At 66.6% G+C, this 14,404-nt stretch carries 21 protein-coding genes; 10 read left to right on the top strand and 11 right to left on the bottom strand.

The window, feature by feature from the left end:
- Together FHW78_RS19385 and FHW78_RS19380 are read left to right on the top strand one after the other, a co-directional pair.
- Positions 1–120: putative porin (locus tag FHW78_RS19385; RefSeq protein ID WP_183636170.1), on the top strand; the 120-nt coding region annotated here is incomplete at its 5' end.
- Between the two features lie 187 nt (positions 121–307).
- Complete coding sequence (locus FHW78_RS19380; protein ID WP_183644639.1) at positions 308–745, top strand: hypothetical protein; 438 nt, start codon at positions 308–310, stop codon at positions 743–745.
- A 92-nt stretch (positions 746–837) separates the two neighbouring features.
- Here the strand turns inward: FHW78_RS19380 and FHW78_RS19375 are convergent, their stop codons facing one another.
- The gene (locus tag FHW78_RS19375; protein ID WP_183644636.1) at positions 838–1,050 is read right to left on the bottom strand and encodes a DUF6289 family protein; all 213 of its coding nucleotides are present in this window, start codon (positions 1,048–1,050) and stop codon (positions 838–840) included.
- Positions 1,051–1,245: 195 nt separating this feature from the next.
- Here FHW78_RS19375 and FHW78_RS19370 point away from each other — a divergent pair, with 195 nt between their 5' ends.
- Complete coding sequence (locus FHW78_RS19370; protein ID WP_183644633.1) at positions 1,246–1,659, top strand: hypothetical protein; 414 nt, start codon at positions 1,246–1,248, stop codon at positions 1,657–1,659.
- A 13-nt stretch (positions 1,660–1,672) separates the two neighbouring features.
- On the opposite strand, the gene FHW78_RS19365 is transcribed toward FHW78_RS19370, so the two are convergent.
- The 4 genes from FHW78_RS19365 to FHW78_RS19350 all read right to left on the bottom strand — a co-directional run bounded on the left by FHW78_RS19365 (position 1,673) and on the right by FHW78_RS19350 (position 3,493).
- On the bottom strand, positions 1,673–2,281 hold the full coding sequence (locus FHW78_RS19365; protein WP_183644629.1) for an ATP-dependent Clp protease proteolytic subunit: 609 nt from the start codon (positions 2,279–2,281) through the stop codon (positions 1,673–1,675).
- A 44-nt stretch (positions 2,282–2,325) separates the two neighbouring features.
- Entirely contained in the window at positions 2,326–2,688 is a 363-nt protein-coding gene (locus tag FHW78_RS19360; RefSeq protein WP_183644626.1) for an SRPBCC domain-containing protein, read from the bottom strand.
- The gene (locus FHW78_RS19355) at positions 2,685–2,999 is read right to left on the bottom strand and encodes a metalloregulator ArsR/SmtB family transcription factor (RefSeq protein WP_183644623.1); all 315 of its coding nucleotides are present in this window, start codon (positions 2,997–2,999) and stop codon (positions 2,685–2,687) included. The genes FHW78_RS19360 and FHW78_RS19355 overlap by 4 nt, the downstream gene beginning before the upstream one ends.
- 65 nt (positions 3,000–3,064) lie before the next feature.
- Positions 3,065–3,493 (bottom strand): VOC family protein, encoded by a 429-nt coding sequence (locus tag FHW78_RS19350; protein WP_183644620.1) that lies wholly within the window; start codon positions 3,491–3,493, stop codon positions 3,065–3,067.
- Between FHW78_RS19350 and FHW78_RS19345 the strand changes: the two genes are divergently transcribed.
- On the top strand, positions 3,492–3,632 hold the full coding sequence (locus tag FHW78_RS19345) for a hypothetical protein (RefSeq protein ID WP_183644617.1): 141 nt from the start codon (positions 3,492–3,494) through the stop codon (positions 3,630–3,632). The genes FHW78_RS19350 and FHW78_RS19345 overlap by 2 nt on opposite strands.
- A gap of 27 nt (positions 3,633–3,659) precedes the next feature.
- Here FHW78_RS19345 and FHW78_RS19340 read toward each other — a convergent pair whose 3' ends face one another.
- Positions 3,660–4,403: a dienelactone hydrolase family protein gene (locus tag FHW78_RS19340; protein WP_183644614.1), complete on the bottom strand. Its 744-nt coding sequence runs from the start codon at positions 4,401–4,403 to the stop codon at positions 3,660–3,662.
- Positions 4,404–4,581: 178 nt separating this feature from the next.
- Here FHW78_RS19340 and FHW78_RS19335 point away from each other — a divergent pair, with 178 nt between their 5' ends.
- Positions 4,582–4,848, top strand: coding sequence for a hypothetical protein (locus FHW78_RS19335; RefSeq protein WP_183644611.1), 267 nt, complete (start codon positions 4,582–4,584; stop codon positions 4,846–4,848).
- A 38-nt stretch (positions 4,849–4,886) separates the two neighbouring features.
- On the opposite strand, the gene FHW78_RS19330 is transcribed toward FHW78_RS19335, so the two are convergent.
- On the bottom strand, positions 4,887–5,474 hold the full coding sequence (locus FHW78_RS19330; RefSeq protein WP_183644608.1) for an NAD(P)H-dependent oxidoreductase: 588 nt from the start codon (positions 5,472–5,474) through the stop codon (positions 4,887–4,889).
- 79 nt (positions 5,475–5,553) lie between these two features.
- Here FHW78_RS19330 and FHW78_RS19325 point away from each other — a divergent pair, with 79 nt between their 5' ends.
- Entirely contained in the window at positions 5,554–5,961 is a 408-nt protein-coding gene (locus tag FHW78_RS19325) for a helix-turn-helix domain-containing protein (RefSeq protein WP_183644605.1), read from the top strand.
- Between the two features lie 288 nt (positions 5,962–6,249).
- On the opposite strand, the gene FHW78_RS19315 is transcribed toward FHW78_RS19325, so the two are convergent.
- The 3 genes from FHW78_RS19315 to FHW78_RS19305 form a co-directional block, all read right to left on the bottom strand.
- Positions 6,250–6,510, bottom strand: coding sequence for a hypothetical protein (locus FHW78_RS19315; RefSeq protein WP_183644602.1), 261 nt, complete (start codon positions 6,508–6,510; stop codon positions 6,250–6,252).
- Between the two features lie 56 nt (positions 6,511–6,566).
- A complete protein-coding gene (locus tag FHW78_RS19310) occupies positions 6,567–8,189 on the bottom strand; it encodes a hypothetical protein (RefSeq protein ID WP_183644599.1) in 1,623 nt (540 codons plus the stop codon).
- Between the two features lie 92 nt (positions 8,190–8,281).
- A complete protein-coding gene (locus FHW78_RS19305) occupies positions 8,282–9,103 on the bottom strand; it encodes a helix-turn-helix transcriptional regulator (protein ID WP_218533670.1) in 822 nt (273 codons plus the stop codon).
- A gap of 115 nt (positions 9,104–9,218) precedes the next feature.
- On the opposite strand from FHW78_RS19305, the gene FHW78_RS19300 reads away from it, so the two are divergent.
- Positions 9,219–10,196 (top strand): alpha/beta hydrolase, encoded by a 978-nt coding sequence (locus FHW78_RS19300; RefSeq protein ID WP_183644593.1) that lies wholly within the window; start codon positions 9,219–9,221, stop codon positions 10,194–10,196.
- A gap of 455 nt (positions 10,197–10,651) precedes the next feature.
- Complete coding sequence (locus FHW78_RS19295) at positions 10,652–11,647, top strand: NAD(P)-dependent oxidoreductase (RefSeq protein ID WP_183644590.1); 996 nt, start codon at positions 10,652–10,654, stop codon at positions 11,645–11,647.
- A gap of 127 nt (positions 11,648–11,774) precedes the next feature.
- On the opposite strand, the gene wrbA is transcribed toward FHW78_RS19295, so the two are convergent.
- On the bottom strand, positions 11,775–12,374 hold the full coding sequence (wrbA, locus tag FHW78_RS19290) for an NAD(P)H:quinone oxidoreductase (protein WP_183644586.1): 600 nt from the start codon (positions 12,372–12,374) through the stop codon (positions 11,775–11,777).
- Positions 12,375–12,686: 312 nt separating this feature from the next.
- Here wrbA and FHW78_RS19285 point away from each other — a divergent pair, with 312 nt between their 5' ends.
- Entirely contained in the window at positions 12,687–13,898 is a 1,212-nt protein-coding gene (locus FHW78_RS19285) for a DUF418 domain-containing protein (protein WP_183644583.1), read from the top strand.
- A gap of 98 nt (positions 13,899–13,996) precedes the next feature.
- Positions 13,997–14,209, top strand: a complete 213-nt coding sequence (locus FHW78_RS19280; RefSeq protein ID WP_141454075.1) for a hypothetical protein — start codon at positions 13,997–13,999, stop codon at positions 14,207–14,209.
- The last annotated feature ends 195 nt before the right edge of the window (positions 14,210–14,404 follow it).

Here is a 14,404-nt window from a genome sequence, read left to right as displayed (position 1 = left end):
GCCTCCTACGCCTTCGACCGCAAGGTCTGGCTGACCGGCCGCTGGATGGCCGCCAAGGAAGTCAGCGGCGCCCCGCTGTCCATCGATGTCTTCCAACTGGAGGTCAATGCCGGGTTCTGACCGGACCTTGGCGACGTGTCCTGGCGACGCGTCCTGATGCCGGGTCGCGAAGCATGCGAAATGTGGCGGGCCGGATCACGACACCGGCCCGCCGGGAGGACTGGTAGGCTGTGTCCTCCTTCGATGATCACGTGGCTGGACCATGACATCGCCACGGCGCGCGACGCGTTTCCGGATCACCGCATGCTTGCTGCTATCGGTCGCCCTGGCCGCCTGCACGCATGCGCCCGCGGACAGCGGCGCGGATGCGGGCAGCGGAAACAGCGGAAACAGCGGAAACACCACGAGCGCGGCCACGACGGCGAGTACGGGACAGGCACCGCTGCCGGATTGGCTGCGCGCGAGAATCGCCGACTACGAACGACTGCCCGCACGCGGCGCGCCCGGTTCGATCTGGCGGATCACCCATCAGGGATCGCCGGCGTTCTACCTGGTGTCGCCCTGCTGCGATCAGTTCAACCCGCTGCTCGATGCGCGTGGCAAGGAGATCTGCAGTCCGTCCGGCGGTTTCACCGGCGCCGGGGACGGCAAGTGTCCCAAGCCGATGGATGCGGGTACCGAGGCGATCCGGGTCTGGGTGCATCCCGGCCAAGCCGAGCAGAACCCGCCGCCCCCCGAACTGTAGGGCGATAGCGCAAGCTGCGCATGGGTTCCCCCAACGACGACGGGACCTGATGAGGTCCCGTCGGGAGACACTTCAGCGAAGTGCAGGAATCTTCATGAGCATTCGAACAGATCCTCATGATAGTTGTTGGTGACCACGCCCCAGGTCGTCGGTGGGCCTTGGCAGGGAATGACCTCCCAGCCGACGACGCTGCCGTTCTCGTCAAAGTACGTGGTATGACTTGCGTACTGGCGCCCGCTGATGGCCGGAAAGCTGGCCACCAGAAGCAGCAAGGAAGACAGGGCAAGCAGGTTGCGGGTTTTCATGTGCAAACTCCATTTGACGTTGGCCACCCGTGTGGCATGGAGACCATAGGTGGCGTTTCCCCGCGAAAACGAGGCGTGTTTCACAACCTGTGCGCGTCCAGGACAGATCTTCATGCGCCCGGGGCACGCCGCCCCTGCTGGGCGGGACCAAGCTAAGATAGCCGCGGCCTTTCCACGCATTCCGGTCCATTTGCCATGGTCTACGCGTTCCTGGCTTCCGTCCTGATTTTCGCCGCCGTGGTGATGCTGCATGTCCAGCACAGCCGGGTGGGCGATCGCCTGCTGCAACGCTCCTTCGAGGGACTGCGGTTTCCAGCCGGGACCGGTACCTTGCGGGTGGATGAAATCACCGTGGTCAAGCGGGTGACCCATGAGGTTTCGCGGCACAGCGACCACGCACCGCTGGCGGCGTTCTGGTACTGCGTGGGTCCGGGACCGAACTACTACGTCGCCGTCGCCGAGTACCAGCGCAACGGCTGGCGCAGCGGGCGCTACCAGTGGGTGGTGCGCCCGATCGACGAGGAGCGCATGCGCGGCGCGTTGGGCGGCGATCCGGACGCGCTGCACGCGGCGTTCGGCGATCACGTGGAAGGCGTGCTGCGCGCCTGAACCGGCGCGGCGGTCAGGCCGCCTTGGCGTCGCGGTGCTTGAGCACGTGATCGATCAGGCCCCACTCCCTGGCTTCCTCCGCGCTCATGTAGTGATCGCGGTCGAGCGTTCGTTCGACTTCCGCGCAACTGCGTCCGCAATGCTCGGCGTACAGGCGGATGACGCGCTCCTTGGTTTTCCGCATTTCCTCGGCGTGGATGAAGATGTCCGAGGCCTGCCCCTGGAAACCGCCCAGCGGCTGGTGCACGTGCAGGCTGGCATTGGCCAGCGCCTTGCGCTCGCCCGGTTCGCCCGCCATCAGCAGGAACGAACCCATCGAACGGGCGGTTCCCATGCACAGCGTGTGCACCGGCGCCTTGATGTATTGCATGGTGTCGTACATCGCCAGGCCGGCAGTGATCAATCCGCCAGGTGAATTGATGTAGAGATGGATGGGCTTGTCCGGATTCTCCGCCTCCAGGAACAGCAACTGCGCGCACACCAGCGCCGAGACGGTGTCGTTGACCTCGCCGTTGAGGAAGATGATCCGTTCGCGCAGCAACCGCGAATAGATATCGAAGGAACGTTCCCCCCGGCTCGATTGTTCGAGCACCATGGGGACGAGTTGCATCGTTTCGCGCATGCGCGAACTCCCGGTTTCCAGAAAGTGGCGAGGGGCGCGCGGTGTCAGGCCGCGCGCATGAGGACGGGGGCGTCGTCGTTGGCGGCCGGCACGGCGGAGGTCAGCCGCGGATCCGGCGGCGCATGGATGATCCGCAGCGTGCTGCCGCCGCCTTCGTTGGGACGTATCCGGAAGGTCACGACGCTTTCGAGGAAGGGTGGTTCGTCATCGCGCACCCGATAGCGGATTTCCTCGCCGCCCACGGTGGATACCGGCGTGGCGTCGGCCAAGGCGCCGTCGGGCAGCCACTGTTCGCGGAATTCCGGGATGCTGATGGCGCGCCAGACCTGGGCCGGTGGCGCGTCCAGATCGTATTCGAGCACCAGATCGCCATCATCGGCCTGCGTTTCGATCGCGGAGTCGTTCATTGGTCCATGTCCTTCAACAGCGCCTTCAGGGCGTCGATCCGGGCAGGCCAGTAGGCGCGGTACTTCGCCAGCCAGCGCGCGATGAGCGCCAGGCCGTCCGGATCGACTTCGTAATTCACGAACCGGCCCTCGCGTTCCTCGCGCACCAGTCCCGCGCCGCGCAGCACGGCCAGGTGCTGGGACATCGCCGGCTGGCTGATGTCCAGGCCCGTGCGCAGGGCGCTGGCGTTCATCCGTCCCGCCGCCAGCTTCTCGAAGATCGCGCGGCGGGTGGGATCGGCCAGGGCCTTGAAGATGTCGTTTTCGACCATGCGCAACACATTAGCGATTACTTATGTGTTGCGCAAGTGCCTTCCGGGGAAGCGTGACCGCGCGGCTAGAAGGTGACTTTTACCGACGGTGCGCTGCGCTTGGCCTCGCCGTGATAGACCGCCTCGATGTTGTTGCCGTCCGGATCCAGCGCGAACGCGCCGTAGTAGCCCGGGTGATAGGCGCGTTCGCCGGGCGGGCCGTTGTCGCGACCGCCGTTGGCGAGCGCGGCGCGATGGAAGGCCTCCACCATCGCGCGGTCCTGCGCCTGGAACGCCAGGTGATGGCGGCCGGTGAGTTCGCCCTGCGCGGCCTCGCTGCTGGCGGTGGACACGAACAGTTCGTCGGCCCAGAAATAATCGTCGCCGCTGCCGCTCATCGGAATCTGCAAGGCATCGAAGACGGCTTGATAGAAACGGCGGCTGGCCTCCAGATCGCGCACCACCAGTTGCAGGTGATCGATCAGGCGACCGCGGTGGAGTTCGTTGGTATCCATGGACGAAGTTCCCGAGATGGCGTGGATTCGTCTTATAGCATCGGCGCGTGGCGCGCCGCTTCACGATTTCTTCAAGCCGGAACAGCATTGCTTCAAGACGACGTCGGAGATGGCGATGGCGCGCGCAGGTATCCGATGACCGGTTGCTGCCGAGCAGGTGCGCGGATCAGGGTGAGCGCAGCAATGCCTCGATGCGCGCGCGCAGGTCCGCCTGCATGTCCGCGCTGAAATCATGGGCGATGCCGGGATACGGGGTGAGCGCGGCATCGAAACCGCGCTCGCGCAAGGTCTCCACCCCCGCCCGGGTCGGGCCGATCGGCACCGTGGCGTCGTCTTCCCCGTGCAGCGCATGCAGCGACGGGCAGTCCGCCGCGCACGCCGGACGCGCGGGCAGCCACTCCGGCAACAACCGTGCCGCCACCGGGAACGCCGCACGGAACTGAGCGGGATGATCCAGTGCCAGCAGGAACGCCAGATCGCCGCCATAGGAAACGCCGGTGACGATTGCCTTGCCGCGTCCCGGATACCGCGCTTCCACCGCGCCGACGACCTCAAGCAACCGGCGTTCGCTTTCGCGTGTCAGCGCCGCCTGTTCGATGTCGGGACGCTGGCCATACCCCTGCGGGAACCATGACTTTCCCTGTGGACGCGGGTGCGGGCCTTCCGGCAGCACCACCCGCGCCGGCACCTGCAGGCCGGTGAAGGCGTCGACCAGCACCTCCGGATGGGCGCCGGAATAATGAAGGGCGACGATCAGCGGCAGCGCATCGGCGGGTCCGGCAGCGCCGGTTTCGTACACCAGGTATCGCGATCCGGCGGCCAGTTCCTCGCGCGGCGGCGACGTTTGCGCCAGGACGCCCGACGCAGGGACCAGGCAGGCCACCATCAGCAGGTACATGAACAGGCGCATGGCGGAGTCGGACCGAGGAGGGACCGCCACGCTAGCGCCGGAGCGGGCGCGCCGCAATGAACGCGCTGCAATGAATCCGGGATTTGACCGGATCGTCACCCGGAATGGGGCAACCTGCGCTGCACGGTCGACCCGCGCGCCGACCCGGAGAAACAGGATGAAAAGCGCGACACGCCACATGCTGCTGCTGGCCGGCATGTTGTGCCTCTGGGCCAGCGCCTATTCGCTGGGACGGGATGCCGCGCACGAGCGCGCCGGAGCGCCCGGACAGGCCATGTCGTCCAATTCGCCTGATGCGATTCCGATCCCCGCACGTCAACCCGCTGGTGCCACTCCGGCTCGATTGCCGCGCGTCGCCAGCGCGGCGGCGATCGCGGCGCCGATGCTCGGACCCGAGACCGAGGCGGCCGCGAGGCTCGTGGTGCGCCATCCTCCCAGGCCGTAGCCACGCGCCGCGTCCCGCGGCGCGCGACCACTTCGCCCTTACGCCGCTTGCAACTGTTCGACCTGCGCCATCGCCTGGCGCATCGCCACATCGGCGCGCTCGGGACTGATGCGCACCCCTTCCGCGCTGACCACGTCCAGGCGGGTCACGCCGAGGAAACCGAAAAACGCGCGCAGGTGGCTTTCCTGGTGTTCCAGCGCGGCCATCGGGCTTTCGGGGCCATAGAAGCCGCCGCGCGCCGACGCGACGATGACCCGTTTTTCGCCGAGCAATCCTTCCACGCCCTGTTCGCTGTAGCGAAAGGTCCGGCCCGGGATGGCCAGCGCGTCGAGCCACGACTTGAGCTGGCTGGGCACGCCGAAGTTGTACATCGGCGCGCCGATGACGATGACGTCGGCCGCCAGCACCTCCTCCAGCGCGACGGCCAGTTCGCCAGTCGACGCCGGTGCGGGATCGGCAACGAATGCGTCCGTCGAGAATTGAGGCAGCGGTGCGGCGGCGACATCGCGGTAGGTCACCCGCGCTTGCGGCTGGTGCTTGCGCAGGTGGGTTACGATGGCGGCCGAAAGCGAACGGGTGACCGACAGGTCGCCCTGGATGCTGGAATCGATGTGCAGGATGTTCATGCGCGATTGCTCGTGTGGGGCGCATGAAACTATTGGCGTATCGCGCTTCCTTCAAGAAGGATGCTTTTCAATACCTAGTATGCAAAACCATACCGAACCCTGCGAAGGCAGCTACGAGGAAGTGGCTCCACGGCATGACCAGATTCGTGCCGCGATGCAATCGATCGGCGGAAAATGGAAGCTGGAGATCCTGTGGCTGCTCAGCCACAGGATGCATCGCTTCAACGAACTGCGTCGCGCGATTCCGGGCGTCACCCAGCACATGCTGACCCAGCAGTTGCGCGAGCTGGAAAGCGACGGGCTGATCAGCCGCACCATCTATCCCGAAGTACCGCCGCGCGTGGAATACGCAATCGCCGAGCCCGCGCGCCGCCTGCGCCCGGTGTTCGAAGCCCTTTTCGCCTGGATGGCCGAGGGCCGCAACGCCACGGAACCGGTGATGGCGGAAGCCGCGTCCGGCGCCACGCCCCTCGCGGGAGCGAGGTAAGCGGCGTCCGCCCACCGTTGCTCCGTGGGCGCTACTGGGCCAGGCCGATCTGCTTCATCAGCGCCTGGTTGTCCCAGTAGAGGTATTCCTCCTTCATCACCCCGTTCTCCCATACACCCACCGTCAGCATCGGCAATTTGAACGGCTTTGTTTGGCGTCACGGCCAGGCAAACGGAAATTCCGGCGCGGTGGTGCCTGCGTCCAACCATCCTTGTGGGAGCGACGTAAGTCGCGACCGCGCGCTCGACTCCAACCAAATCCCGGTAATTCCGTCAATCGAAACCCGTCCTAAGCGCCTCGCGCCGCCAACGCGCCCAGATGGAGACCCAACTGGAACGCCGCCTCCGGATCACGATGGCGCACGCTGCCCGCCTGGCTTTCGGGCAACGAATCCAGATCCAGCTGGAATCTTGGGTCGCCGCGCTTGCCCGCGTCATAACCCAATTGATAGGCACAGCCTGCGCAACGATGGCGCCCCGGCCCACCCTGGTCGAGGGGCAACGATTCGAAGCGTTCGTCGTAACGGTGCTCCTGCTTGCAGATGTTCATGCGATCTTCCTTGTGTCGTGTGGCGCCGGGAGCCAGTGCGCGTGGACCATATTGCCTCACTCCCAAGCCGAAATCCGCAGCCGCACCTTGCCGCGGATGCCCGGCACGCTGGGCCGGCGGCTGCCGTCGGCGGCGACAGTATGGCTGTCGAAGGGAATGGCGATCTCGACTTCCTCGCCGCTGATCTTCTTCGCGTCGATTTCGGTATGCGCCGCCGCCACGCCGGCGTCCTGCCAGGCATAGCTGATCTTCCACTTGCCGCCAGCCTGCAATGGCGGGGTCAGATCCAGGATCAACGAATTGCGGAACAGGTAGCCGCCCTCGTAGTGCTCGTTGATCCACAGCTTGCGCTCAATCTCGTAGTCAGGCACCCGCACACCCAGGGTCATGCTGTAGGACAGCGAGCGGCGATCCGGATTGACCCGGGCACGGTTGGCGAGGAACACGCTGGACAGGTAGTGCGACTTCTGCTGCTTCCATTCGGCGTGCGAGAAGCACGACACCGAGTCCTCCTCCGACATGCGCCGGGTCAGGTACCACAGCTTGCCGCGTGGCGCCGCCAGCGCTTCGACCTGGTACAGCGCGTCGATCTGGCGGCCCTGGTCGGCGGCCTTCTGCACCGGTTCGGGCAGGCGTATCTCGTCCACGTCCAGCCACACGTCCACGCGCACGTCGCCGAACAGGAAGCGGGCGAGGTTCTGGAACGCCTCCTCGCTGTTGACGATGCCGAAAAAGCCCGAGTGCGCGCGGTAGGCGAACGCCTTGGCGCAATACGCGCCGATGGAGCCGTCCGCATTCAGCCCGCGCAGGGTCGCGTTCTTGATCAGCACCAGCCCATCGCTGCCGTGTCCGACGAAGGTGCGCGACAGGCCGGCGGCGGTGGCGTAGTCCATCCGGTTGGTGCCGACCATGCAGAATACCCGCCGCGACGGGAAGCGATCCTCGGGCAGCAGGTCCACGCGCTTGTGCTGCTTGAATGCCGTCTTGAGGTCCAGGTATTCCGGCATCCGCTTGTCGCGGTCGAAATTGTTGATGTCGAAGGCGGACAACCACTGCGGCACGTTGACCCCGGCCACGTCGATGCCATTGTGCGGAGTCGCGTAGGTGAACAGTTTGTCCACGTACTTGCGCGCCTGCTTGGGATCCAGCACCGGATTCTGCAGGAATGCGCGGCAGACCAGCCCGCCCATCGAATGGGCGACCAGATAGCAGCGGAAATTGGCCGGACTCACCCCGTTGTCGGGATTGCCGCAGATGAGGTCGCGGGTCTTGACGATCAGATCGCCAAGCTCGCGCGCGAACGTCTCTATCTTCGGCGTGTTGCCGGTGCCGAACAGGCCCGACGCGTTGTCGTAGTAGCGATGGATGATGATGGAGCGGCTGCCGAGCCGGTTGCGGGTGGGCTGGCCCTCCGCATCGGTTTCCCATTCCGGATCCAGGATGTCGCGCCCGTCCTCGTACACGTCCGAATAGCCGAATTCGGACATCAACCGCACGATCGGCGATTCGAACACGTACTTGCGCGGTTTGCGCGAGGGATCCGAGACCGCGCGATACACGGTCGAGCCCAGGTTGAATCCGCAGAACGGGTCCGCGGTGGTCTCGTCGATTTCGCCGCGGGTCATCGCGTAGCCGCGGACGTAGATGATCGGGTAGTAGGGCGCTTCCATCTTGGCCATCGTGAACTCCTGTCGGCGGGGGAACCGTATGCGCGGGACAGCTTAGTCCCAGACATGGCTACGGATTTGGACGCCGGTCACGGCCAATGCCTTCAGCCCGGTGCCGCCTCGTCGGCCAGGCGCCGGCAGAACGCGGCGGTGGCGTCGTCCATGGGAAAGCAGCATTCGATGCGCAGTTCGTCCAGGGTGACGTCGCGAGGCGCGGCGAACACCGTGATGCTGGAGAAGAACTGCAGGCGCCGGCCATCGCGCTCGAAGATCGTGGTCAGCAGCGGCGAGGTCCGCTGTCCCGGATCGCGCTGGCGCCAGCGCTGCGGCACGCCGGGATGGGCCAGGATTTCCTCCAGCAAGCGGCGCGGAACCGGATCGGAAGGATGCGCGGCGATCTCGGCGTGCAGATGATGGACGAGATCGCCGGCGACTTCCTCCCAGTTGACCAGCGCGGCGCGCAGGTCGTTCGGATCGAATACGTGCCGCAGCATGTTGGCGTGCGGACTGGCACGCCCGGCCAGCAGGAAGCCGTTGACCCGCAGGGCGGCGGCATTGGCGCGCAGGATGTTCCAGTGCCGGTCCAGGACGAAGGCGGGATACGGTTCCTGCTGGGCGATGATGAAGTCGATGGCGCACTGGATGCGCGCGAGTTCGGGCGCGTCCAGCGGTGTTTCCGGGTATTGCGCGACATAGCCGGCGGCCTGGAGCAGGGCATTGCGTTCGCGCAGCGGTAACGCCAGCGCGTCGGCCAGTCGCACCACCATCTCGCGGCTGGGCTGCGACTTGCCGGTTTCCACATAGCTGAGATGGCGCGCGGAGATGTCCGCGGCCAACGCCAGATCGAGCTGGCTGAAACGACGCGCCGCGCGCCATTCGCGCAGCAGCGGACCCGGACCCGGCACGGAAGCGATGGCGTTGATCATGGCGCCGAGCATAGCGGCCGCCCGGTCATCGCCGCCATGACCTCCGAGGTAATTGAGCGTGGATGCCGGGACGCCCATCCTGCCGCCACCCCAACGTGGACTACGGAGAAAGGAAATGCAGCGCAGAGACATATTGAAGCTGGGACTGGGCATGGCGGCGGTGGCCTGGGCCGGTGGTGCGGGGCGGACGTGGGCGGCGGCATCGGGCGGTTCCGTCGCGGCCGGTGCGGACACCCTGGACGCGGCGGCCTGGAACGCCGCGCGCCAGTGGACGCGTACGGCGTTCGGGCGCATCGCCCACGTCGAGCGCGGCGGCGGTCCCGCGGCGTTGTTCCTGCATGGCTTCCCGCTCAACGGTTTCCAGTGGCGCGGCGCGCTGGAACGGTTGTCCGCGCACCGCCGCTGCATCGCGCCGGACATGCTGGGATTGGGATACACCGAAGTGGCCGAAGGCCAAGGCGTGACGCCGGCGGATCAGGTGCGGATGCTGGCGGACCTACTGGATCGGCTGGGCGTGGAAAACGTGGATCTGGTCGCCAACGACAGTGGCGGCGCGGTGGCGCAGTTGTTCGCGGTGGCGCATCCGGCCCGCGTGCGCAGCCTGCTGCTGACCAACTGCGACGCCGAGATCGACTGCCCGCCACCAGCGCTGAAGCCCGTCATCGACCTGGCGCGCGAAGGGCGGTTCGTCAGCGAATGGCTGGCCCCCTGGCAGGCGGACCACGCGCTGGCGCGCTCGCCGCAGGGCCTGGGGGGCATGACCTTCACCCATCCGCACAACCCCAGCGACGAGGCCATCGACATGTACCTGCGTCCGCTGGTCGACAACGCCGCGCGCACCCACGCCTATGCGATCGGCCTGGACAGCAATGTGCTGGCCGGCGTGGAAGCCGCGTTTAAGCAGGGCCGTTACCCCACCCGCATCCTGTGGGGCACCGGCGACGACATCTTTTCCAAGGCAAGCCCGGACTACCTGGCCGGGGTGTTTGGCGATTCGCGCGGCGTGCGCCGGATCGATGGCGCCAAACTGTTCTGGCCGGAAGAGTTCCCGGATGTGGTGGCCGAGGAGGCACGCCGCCTGTGGGCTGTGTGATAACCCCATCCCTGTAGGAGCGACATGAGTCGCGACCGTAAATCCGAACCGCCATCGCGGCCCACGCCGCTCCCACAGAAATCCCCACCCTGTAGGAGCGACATAAGTCGCGACCGTAAATCCGAACCGCCATCGCGGCCCACGCCGCTCCCACCAGGAATCCCCACCCCGTAGGAGCGACATAAGTCGCGACCGTAAATCCGAACGCCATCGCGGCTCACGCCGCTCCCACAGGAAATCCCCCCTGTAGGAGCGACATAAGTCGCGACCGTAAATCCGAACCGCCCATCGCGGCTCACGCCGCTCCCACAGGAAATCCCCACCCTGTGGGAGCGACGTCAGTCGCGATACCGTAAATCCGGAACCACCGGTCGCGGCCTACGCCGCTCCTGCCGCTATCGGTTCCCGACGCAACGCGTTGTAGGATCCCCGGCGACACGGCAGGAACATGAAGCATGTACGGCAAGGTCCTGGTGACGGGCAGCTCGGGGCATCTGGGCGAAGCCCTGGTCTCCACATTGCAGGCGCGCGGGCACGCGGTGGTGGGCGTCGATCTGCTGCCCGGCGCGCACACGCACCGGGTCGGCACGATCGCCGATCGCGCCTTCGTGCGCGAGGCGATGGCGGGCGTGGACGTGGTGTTGCACCCGGCCACCCTGCACAAGCCGCACGTGGCGACCCATTCGCGGCAGGAATTCATCGACACCAACCTGACCGGCACGCTCAATCTGCTGGAGGAAGCGGTGGCCGGCGGGGTGCGCGCGTTCGTCTACACCAGCACCACCAGCGTGTTCGGCGATGCGCTGGTGCCGCCGCCGGGCGAGCCGGCGGCCTGGATCACCGAGGATGTGCGGCCGGAACCGAAGAACATCTACGGCGTCACCAAGGCCGCCGCCGAGGATCTGTGCCAGCTGTTCCAGCGCAACCAGAAGCTGCCGTGCATTGTCCTGCGCACGTCGCGCTTCTTCGCCGAGGAGGACGACGACCGGCGGGCGCGCGAAAGCTTCAGCGACGCCAACCTGAAGGCCAACGAATTCCTGTACCGGCGGGTGGACATCGAGGATGTGGTGGACGCGCATCTGCGTGCGATCGAACGTGCGCCCGCGCTGGGCTTCGGCCGCTACATCGTCAGCGCCACCACGCCCTTCGCGCAGGCGGACATGGCGCGGCTGCGCGCCGACATGGCGGGCGTGCTGCGCGACCGCGTACCGGGATTCGAACCGGAATACGCGCGGCGCGGCTGGCATCTGCCGGCCGGCATCGATCGCGTCTACGTCAATGCGCGGGCGCGCGAGGAACTGGGCTGGCGGCCGCGGCATGATTTCGCCGACGTGTTGGCGCGTCTCCAGGCGGGAGGCACGGTACTGAGCCCGTTGGCCGAGCGCATCGGCGCCAAGGGTTACCACGCCGAATCCTTCGCGGATGGACCGTATCCCGTCGAAAGCCACTGAAGCGAAGCGACCGTGGGCGAAGCCTGCGTCCGTATCGGTACTGAGTGACGGACGATAACCGTGCCGTCCATTCCACGGTGTCCGCCCCCCCTCTCCCGCGGGCGGAAGAGGGGGGGCGCCGACGTCATCAGCCGAACAGCTTGTTCGCCACTTCCGCGATATGGCGGCCCTGGAAGCGCGCGCCTTCCAGCTCGTTGTCGCTGGGCTGGCGAGAGCCATCGCCGCCGGTGATGGTGGACGCGCCGTACGGGCTGGTGCCGGTGACTTCGTCCAGGCGCATCTGGCCCTGGAAGCTGTAGGGCAGGCCGACCGTGACCAGGCCGAAATGCAGCAGGTTGGTCAGGATCGAGAACAGGGTCGTTTCCTGCCCGCCATGCTGGGTGGCGGTGGAGGTGAAGGCGCCGCCGACCTTGCCGTTGAGCGCGCCCTTGGCCCACAGGCCGCCGGCCTGGTCCAGGAAGTTGGCCATCTGCGAGGCCATCCGGCCGAAGCGGGTACCGGTGCCGACGATGATCGCGTCGTAGTTGGCGAGGTCGTCGATCTTGGCGATCGGCGCGGCCTGATCGAGCTTGTAGTGCGAGGCCTTGGCGACGTCTTCGGGCACCAGTTCGGGCACGCGCTTGATGTCGACGGTGGCGCCGGTGGAACGCGCGCCTTCGGCGACGGCTTCGGCCATCTTCTCGATATGGCCGTAGGCGGAGTAGTAGAGGACGAGGATCTTGGACATGGAAATCTCCACGGGTGGCAGGAGGGGGAGCGGGTCGTACTGCGGCAGCGCGGTGACTATAGGCCAGCCCCCCGCGCCGGATTGAGGCCCTTGGGGGAATTGGATTGTTCCATCCGTGCAGCTGACAGGACCCGGTCAGCGCGGTTGTTGGTGCATCCGCAACAACCGGATCGGCGGTGGCACAGGCCACTTAGACGTTAGCGGTGTTACATTTCGAAACACCCCGATGGAGCAGCGGCGGGCGCGCGGAACGATCCGCGTGCAGGCGTCCGGTGGCGGCTTCAGCGTGGCATCCCGTCCATGGAAGAACGAATGCCTATGCCCGCAGCCGATGCACCGGTCAGTCCCGAAGATCGCCATCACCTCATCGACGCGCTGCGCGGATTCGCGCTTGCCGGCGTGCTGCTCGCCAACCTGGGCTATCTCAGCCTCTACAACCTGCTGACCGAACCGGCGCGCGCCGCGCTGCCCACCGCGGGCTTCGACGCAATGGCGATCGGAGTCATCGAATGGCTGGTCAGCGCCAAGGCCATCACGGTGTTCTCGCTGTTGTTCGGACTGGGCTTCGCCATCCAGATCGAGCGCGCACAGGCGCGCGGCGCAGGGCTGTCGCGGTTCGTCAGGCGCCTGTGCTGGTTGCTGATCATCGGAGTGGTCCACAGCTACTTCGTCTGGTGGGGCGACATCCTGATGACCTACGCGGTGGTCGGCCTGCTGCTGGTGCTGTTCCGGCGCGCGCCCGATGGCGTGCTGCTCTGGGGCGGCCTGTTCGTCGCGCTGGTCCTGCCCACCTTGCTGGTGCCCTGGCTGGGAGGCGGATTTCCCGGCCTGCCGTCGCGCGCCGAGATCGACGCGACGACATTGCAGGCTTTCCGCACCGACGACTGGCAGCGCGTATTCACCGCCAACGCGGCGATGGTGAACTGGACCCGCCTGTCCGGCGGCATGCTGCTGTGTTTCGTGCTGGGCCGTTTCCTGCTGGGTTACTGGGCCGGTCGCCGGCGATTGCTGCAACAGCCGCGAAACCACCGGGCGCTGTTCCACAAGTTGTTCTGGGGCAGCCTGGCGATCGCGGTCGCGGGTACCTTGCTCCAGTTGGCAAAAGCGCACCTGGGCTGGGGCGCGGAGTTCCTGCCGCGTTGGATCAACGGATTCCTGTTCCGGCTCGACTCCCTGGCGCTGGGCATCACCTGGGCGGCCGGCTTCACCCTCCTGTTCCTGCGCCCGCGCGGCGAGCGCCTGCTTGGCGTGCTCGCGCCGGTCGGGCGCATGGCCTTGACCCACTACCTCGCGCAGAGCGTGGTGGGCATCTTCGTGTTCTACGGCATCGGCCTGGGCGTGGGGCCGGAGACCGGAGCGGTCGGTTGGTTGCTGGCGTGGGTCGGCATTTTCGGCGCGCAGATCCTGTTCAGCCACTGGTGGCTCGCGCGTTTCCGCTACGGACCCTGCGAATGGCTGTGGCGCAGCCTGACCTACGGGGCGCCGCAGCCGATGCGCCTGCCGCACGCCGCCGTCGCTTCGTGACCGCCGCCACGGATCGCCACGCCAGGATCACGAATCGCTACGGTCTTTTTAACGCGCCGCGGAATAGTCTCGCTTGCCGTCGTCGAGAGGAGGCAAGCATGAATACCGATTACTTCTTCGCCCAGGACGATGCGGGCAACCGCTGCCGCGTCGATGTGCTGCGTGCCTGCGACATGAGGGAGCGGGAGGCGACGCTGCACGACAACGCGCCGGTCTACCTGCTGGAAGACGGCTCGCGCCTGCATCGGATCGACCGCGATACCTTCCGCGTGCTGGGCACCGGCGCCTACGTCACCGTGCTCCGCGATTGAGATCCCGAAGCCGAGCAGGCTCGGCTCTACGTTAGGTAGAGCGGAGCCTGCTCCGCTGATCGCGAACGCCCATCGGGCAACGGTGCTTTCGGGAATGCGCAGCCGAGCAAGCTCGGCTCTACAGGGAGGGGTAGAGCGGAGCTTGCTCCGCTGATCGCGAACGCCCATCGGGCAACGGTGCTTTCGGGAATGCGC

Origin of the sequence: Pseudoxanthomonas sp. OG2, from assembly GCF_014192765.1 — a bacterium.
GTDB lineage: Bacteria > Pseudomonadota > Gammaproteobacteria > Xanthomonadales > Xanthomonadaceae > Pseudoxanthomonas_A > Pseudoxanthomonas_A beigongshangi.
The sequence above is the reverse complement of the archived record's forward strand: the minus strand, read 5'-3'. Positions and strand labels throughout refer to the sequence as shown.

Excerpts from the sequence above, each read along its gene's own strand:
- FHW78_RS19360 (WP_183644626.1), bottom strand. The coding sequence starts at position 2,688 with ATGAACGACTCCGCGATCGAAACGCAGGCCGATGATGGCGATCTGGTG.
- FHW78_RS19375 (WP_183644636.1), bottom strand. The coding sequence starts at position 1,050 with ATGAAAACCCGCAACCTGCTTGCCCTGTCTTCCTTGCTGCTTCTGGTG.
- wrbA (WP_183644586.1), bottom strand. The coding sequence starts at position 12,374 with ATGTCCAAGATCCTCGTCCTCTACTACTCCGCCTACGGCCATATCGAG.
- FHW78_RS19330 (WP_183644608.1), bottom strand. The coding sequence starts at position 5,474 with ATGAACATCCTGCACATCGATTCCAGCATCCAGGGCGACCTGTCGGTC.
- FHW78_RS19350 (WP_183644620.1), bottom strand. The coding sequence starts at position 3,493 with ATGGATACCAACGAACTCCACCGCGGTCGCCTGATCGATCACCTGCAA.
- FHW78_RS19355 (WP_183644623.1), bottom strand. The coding sequence starts at position 2,999 with ATGGTCGAAAACGACATCTTCAAGGCCCTGGCCGATCCCACCCGCCGC.
- FHW78_RS19285 (WP_183644583.1), top strand. The coding sequence starts at position 12,687 with ATGCCTATGCCCGCAGCCGATGCACCGGTCAGTCCCGAAGATCGCCAT.
- FHW78_RS19345 (WP_183644617.1), top strand. The coding sequence starts at position 3,492 with ATGGACGAAGTTCCCGAGATGGCGTGGATTCGTCTTATAGCATCGGCG.
- FHW78_RS19295 (WP_183644590.1), top strand. The coding sequence starts at position 10,652 with ATGTACGGCAAGGTCCTGGTGACGGGCAGCTCGGGGCATCTGGGCGAA.
- FHW78_RS19335 (WP_183644611.1), top strand. The coding sequence starts at position 4,582 with ATGCTGCTGCTGGCCGGCATGTTGTGCCTCTGGGCCAGCGCCTATTCG.
- FHW78_RS19305 (WP_218533670.1), bottom strand. The coding sequence starts at position 9,103 with ATGATCAACGCCATCGCTTCCGTGCCGGGTCCGGGTCCGCTGCTGCGC.
- FHW78_RS19325 (WP_183644605.1), top strand. The coding sequence starts at position 5,554 with ATGCAAAACCATACCGAACCCTGCGAAGGCAGCTACGAGGAAGTGGCT.
- FHW78_RS19315 (WP_183644602.1), bottom strand. The coding sequence starts at position 6,510 with ATGAACATCTGCAAGCAGGAGCACCGTTACGACGAACGCTTCGAATCG.
- FHW78_RS19310 (WP_183644599.1), bottom strand. The coding sequence starts at position 8,189 with ATGGCCAAGATGGAAGCGCCCTACTACCCGATCATCTACGTCCGCGGC.
- FHW78_RS19340 (WP_183644614.1), bottom strand. The coding sequence starts at position 4,403 with ATGCGCCTGTTCATGTACCTGCTGATGGTGGCCTGCCTGGTCCCTGCG.
- FHW78_RS19280 (WP_141454075.1), top strand. The coding sequence starts at position 13,997 with ATGAATACCGATTACTTCTTCGCCCAGGACGATGCGGGCAACCGCTGC.
- FHW78_RS19365 (WP_183644629.1), bottom strand. The coding sequence starts at position 2,281 with ATGCGCGAAACGATGCAACTCGTCCCCATGGTGCTCGAACAATCGAGC.
- FHW78_RS19300 (WP_183644593.1), top strand. The coding sequence starts at position 9,219 with ATGCAGCGCAGAGACATATTGAAGCTGGGACTGGGCATGGCGGCGGTG.
- FHW78_RS19370 (WP_183644633.1), top strand. The coding sequence starts at position 1,246 with ATGGTCTACGCGTTCCTGGCTTCCGTCCTGATTTTCGCCGCCGTGGTG.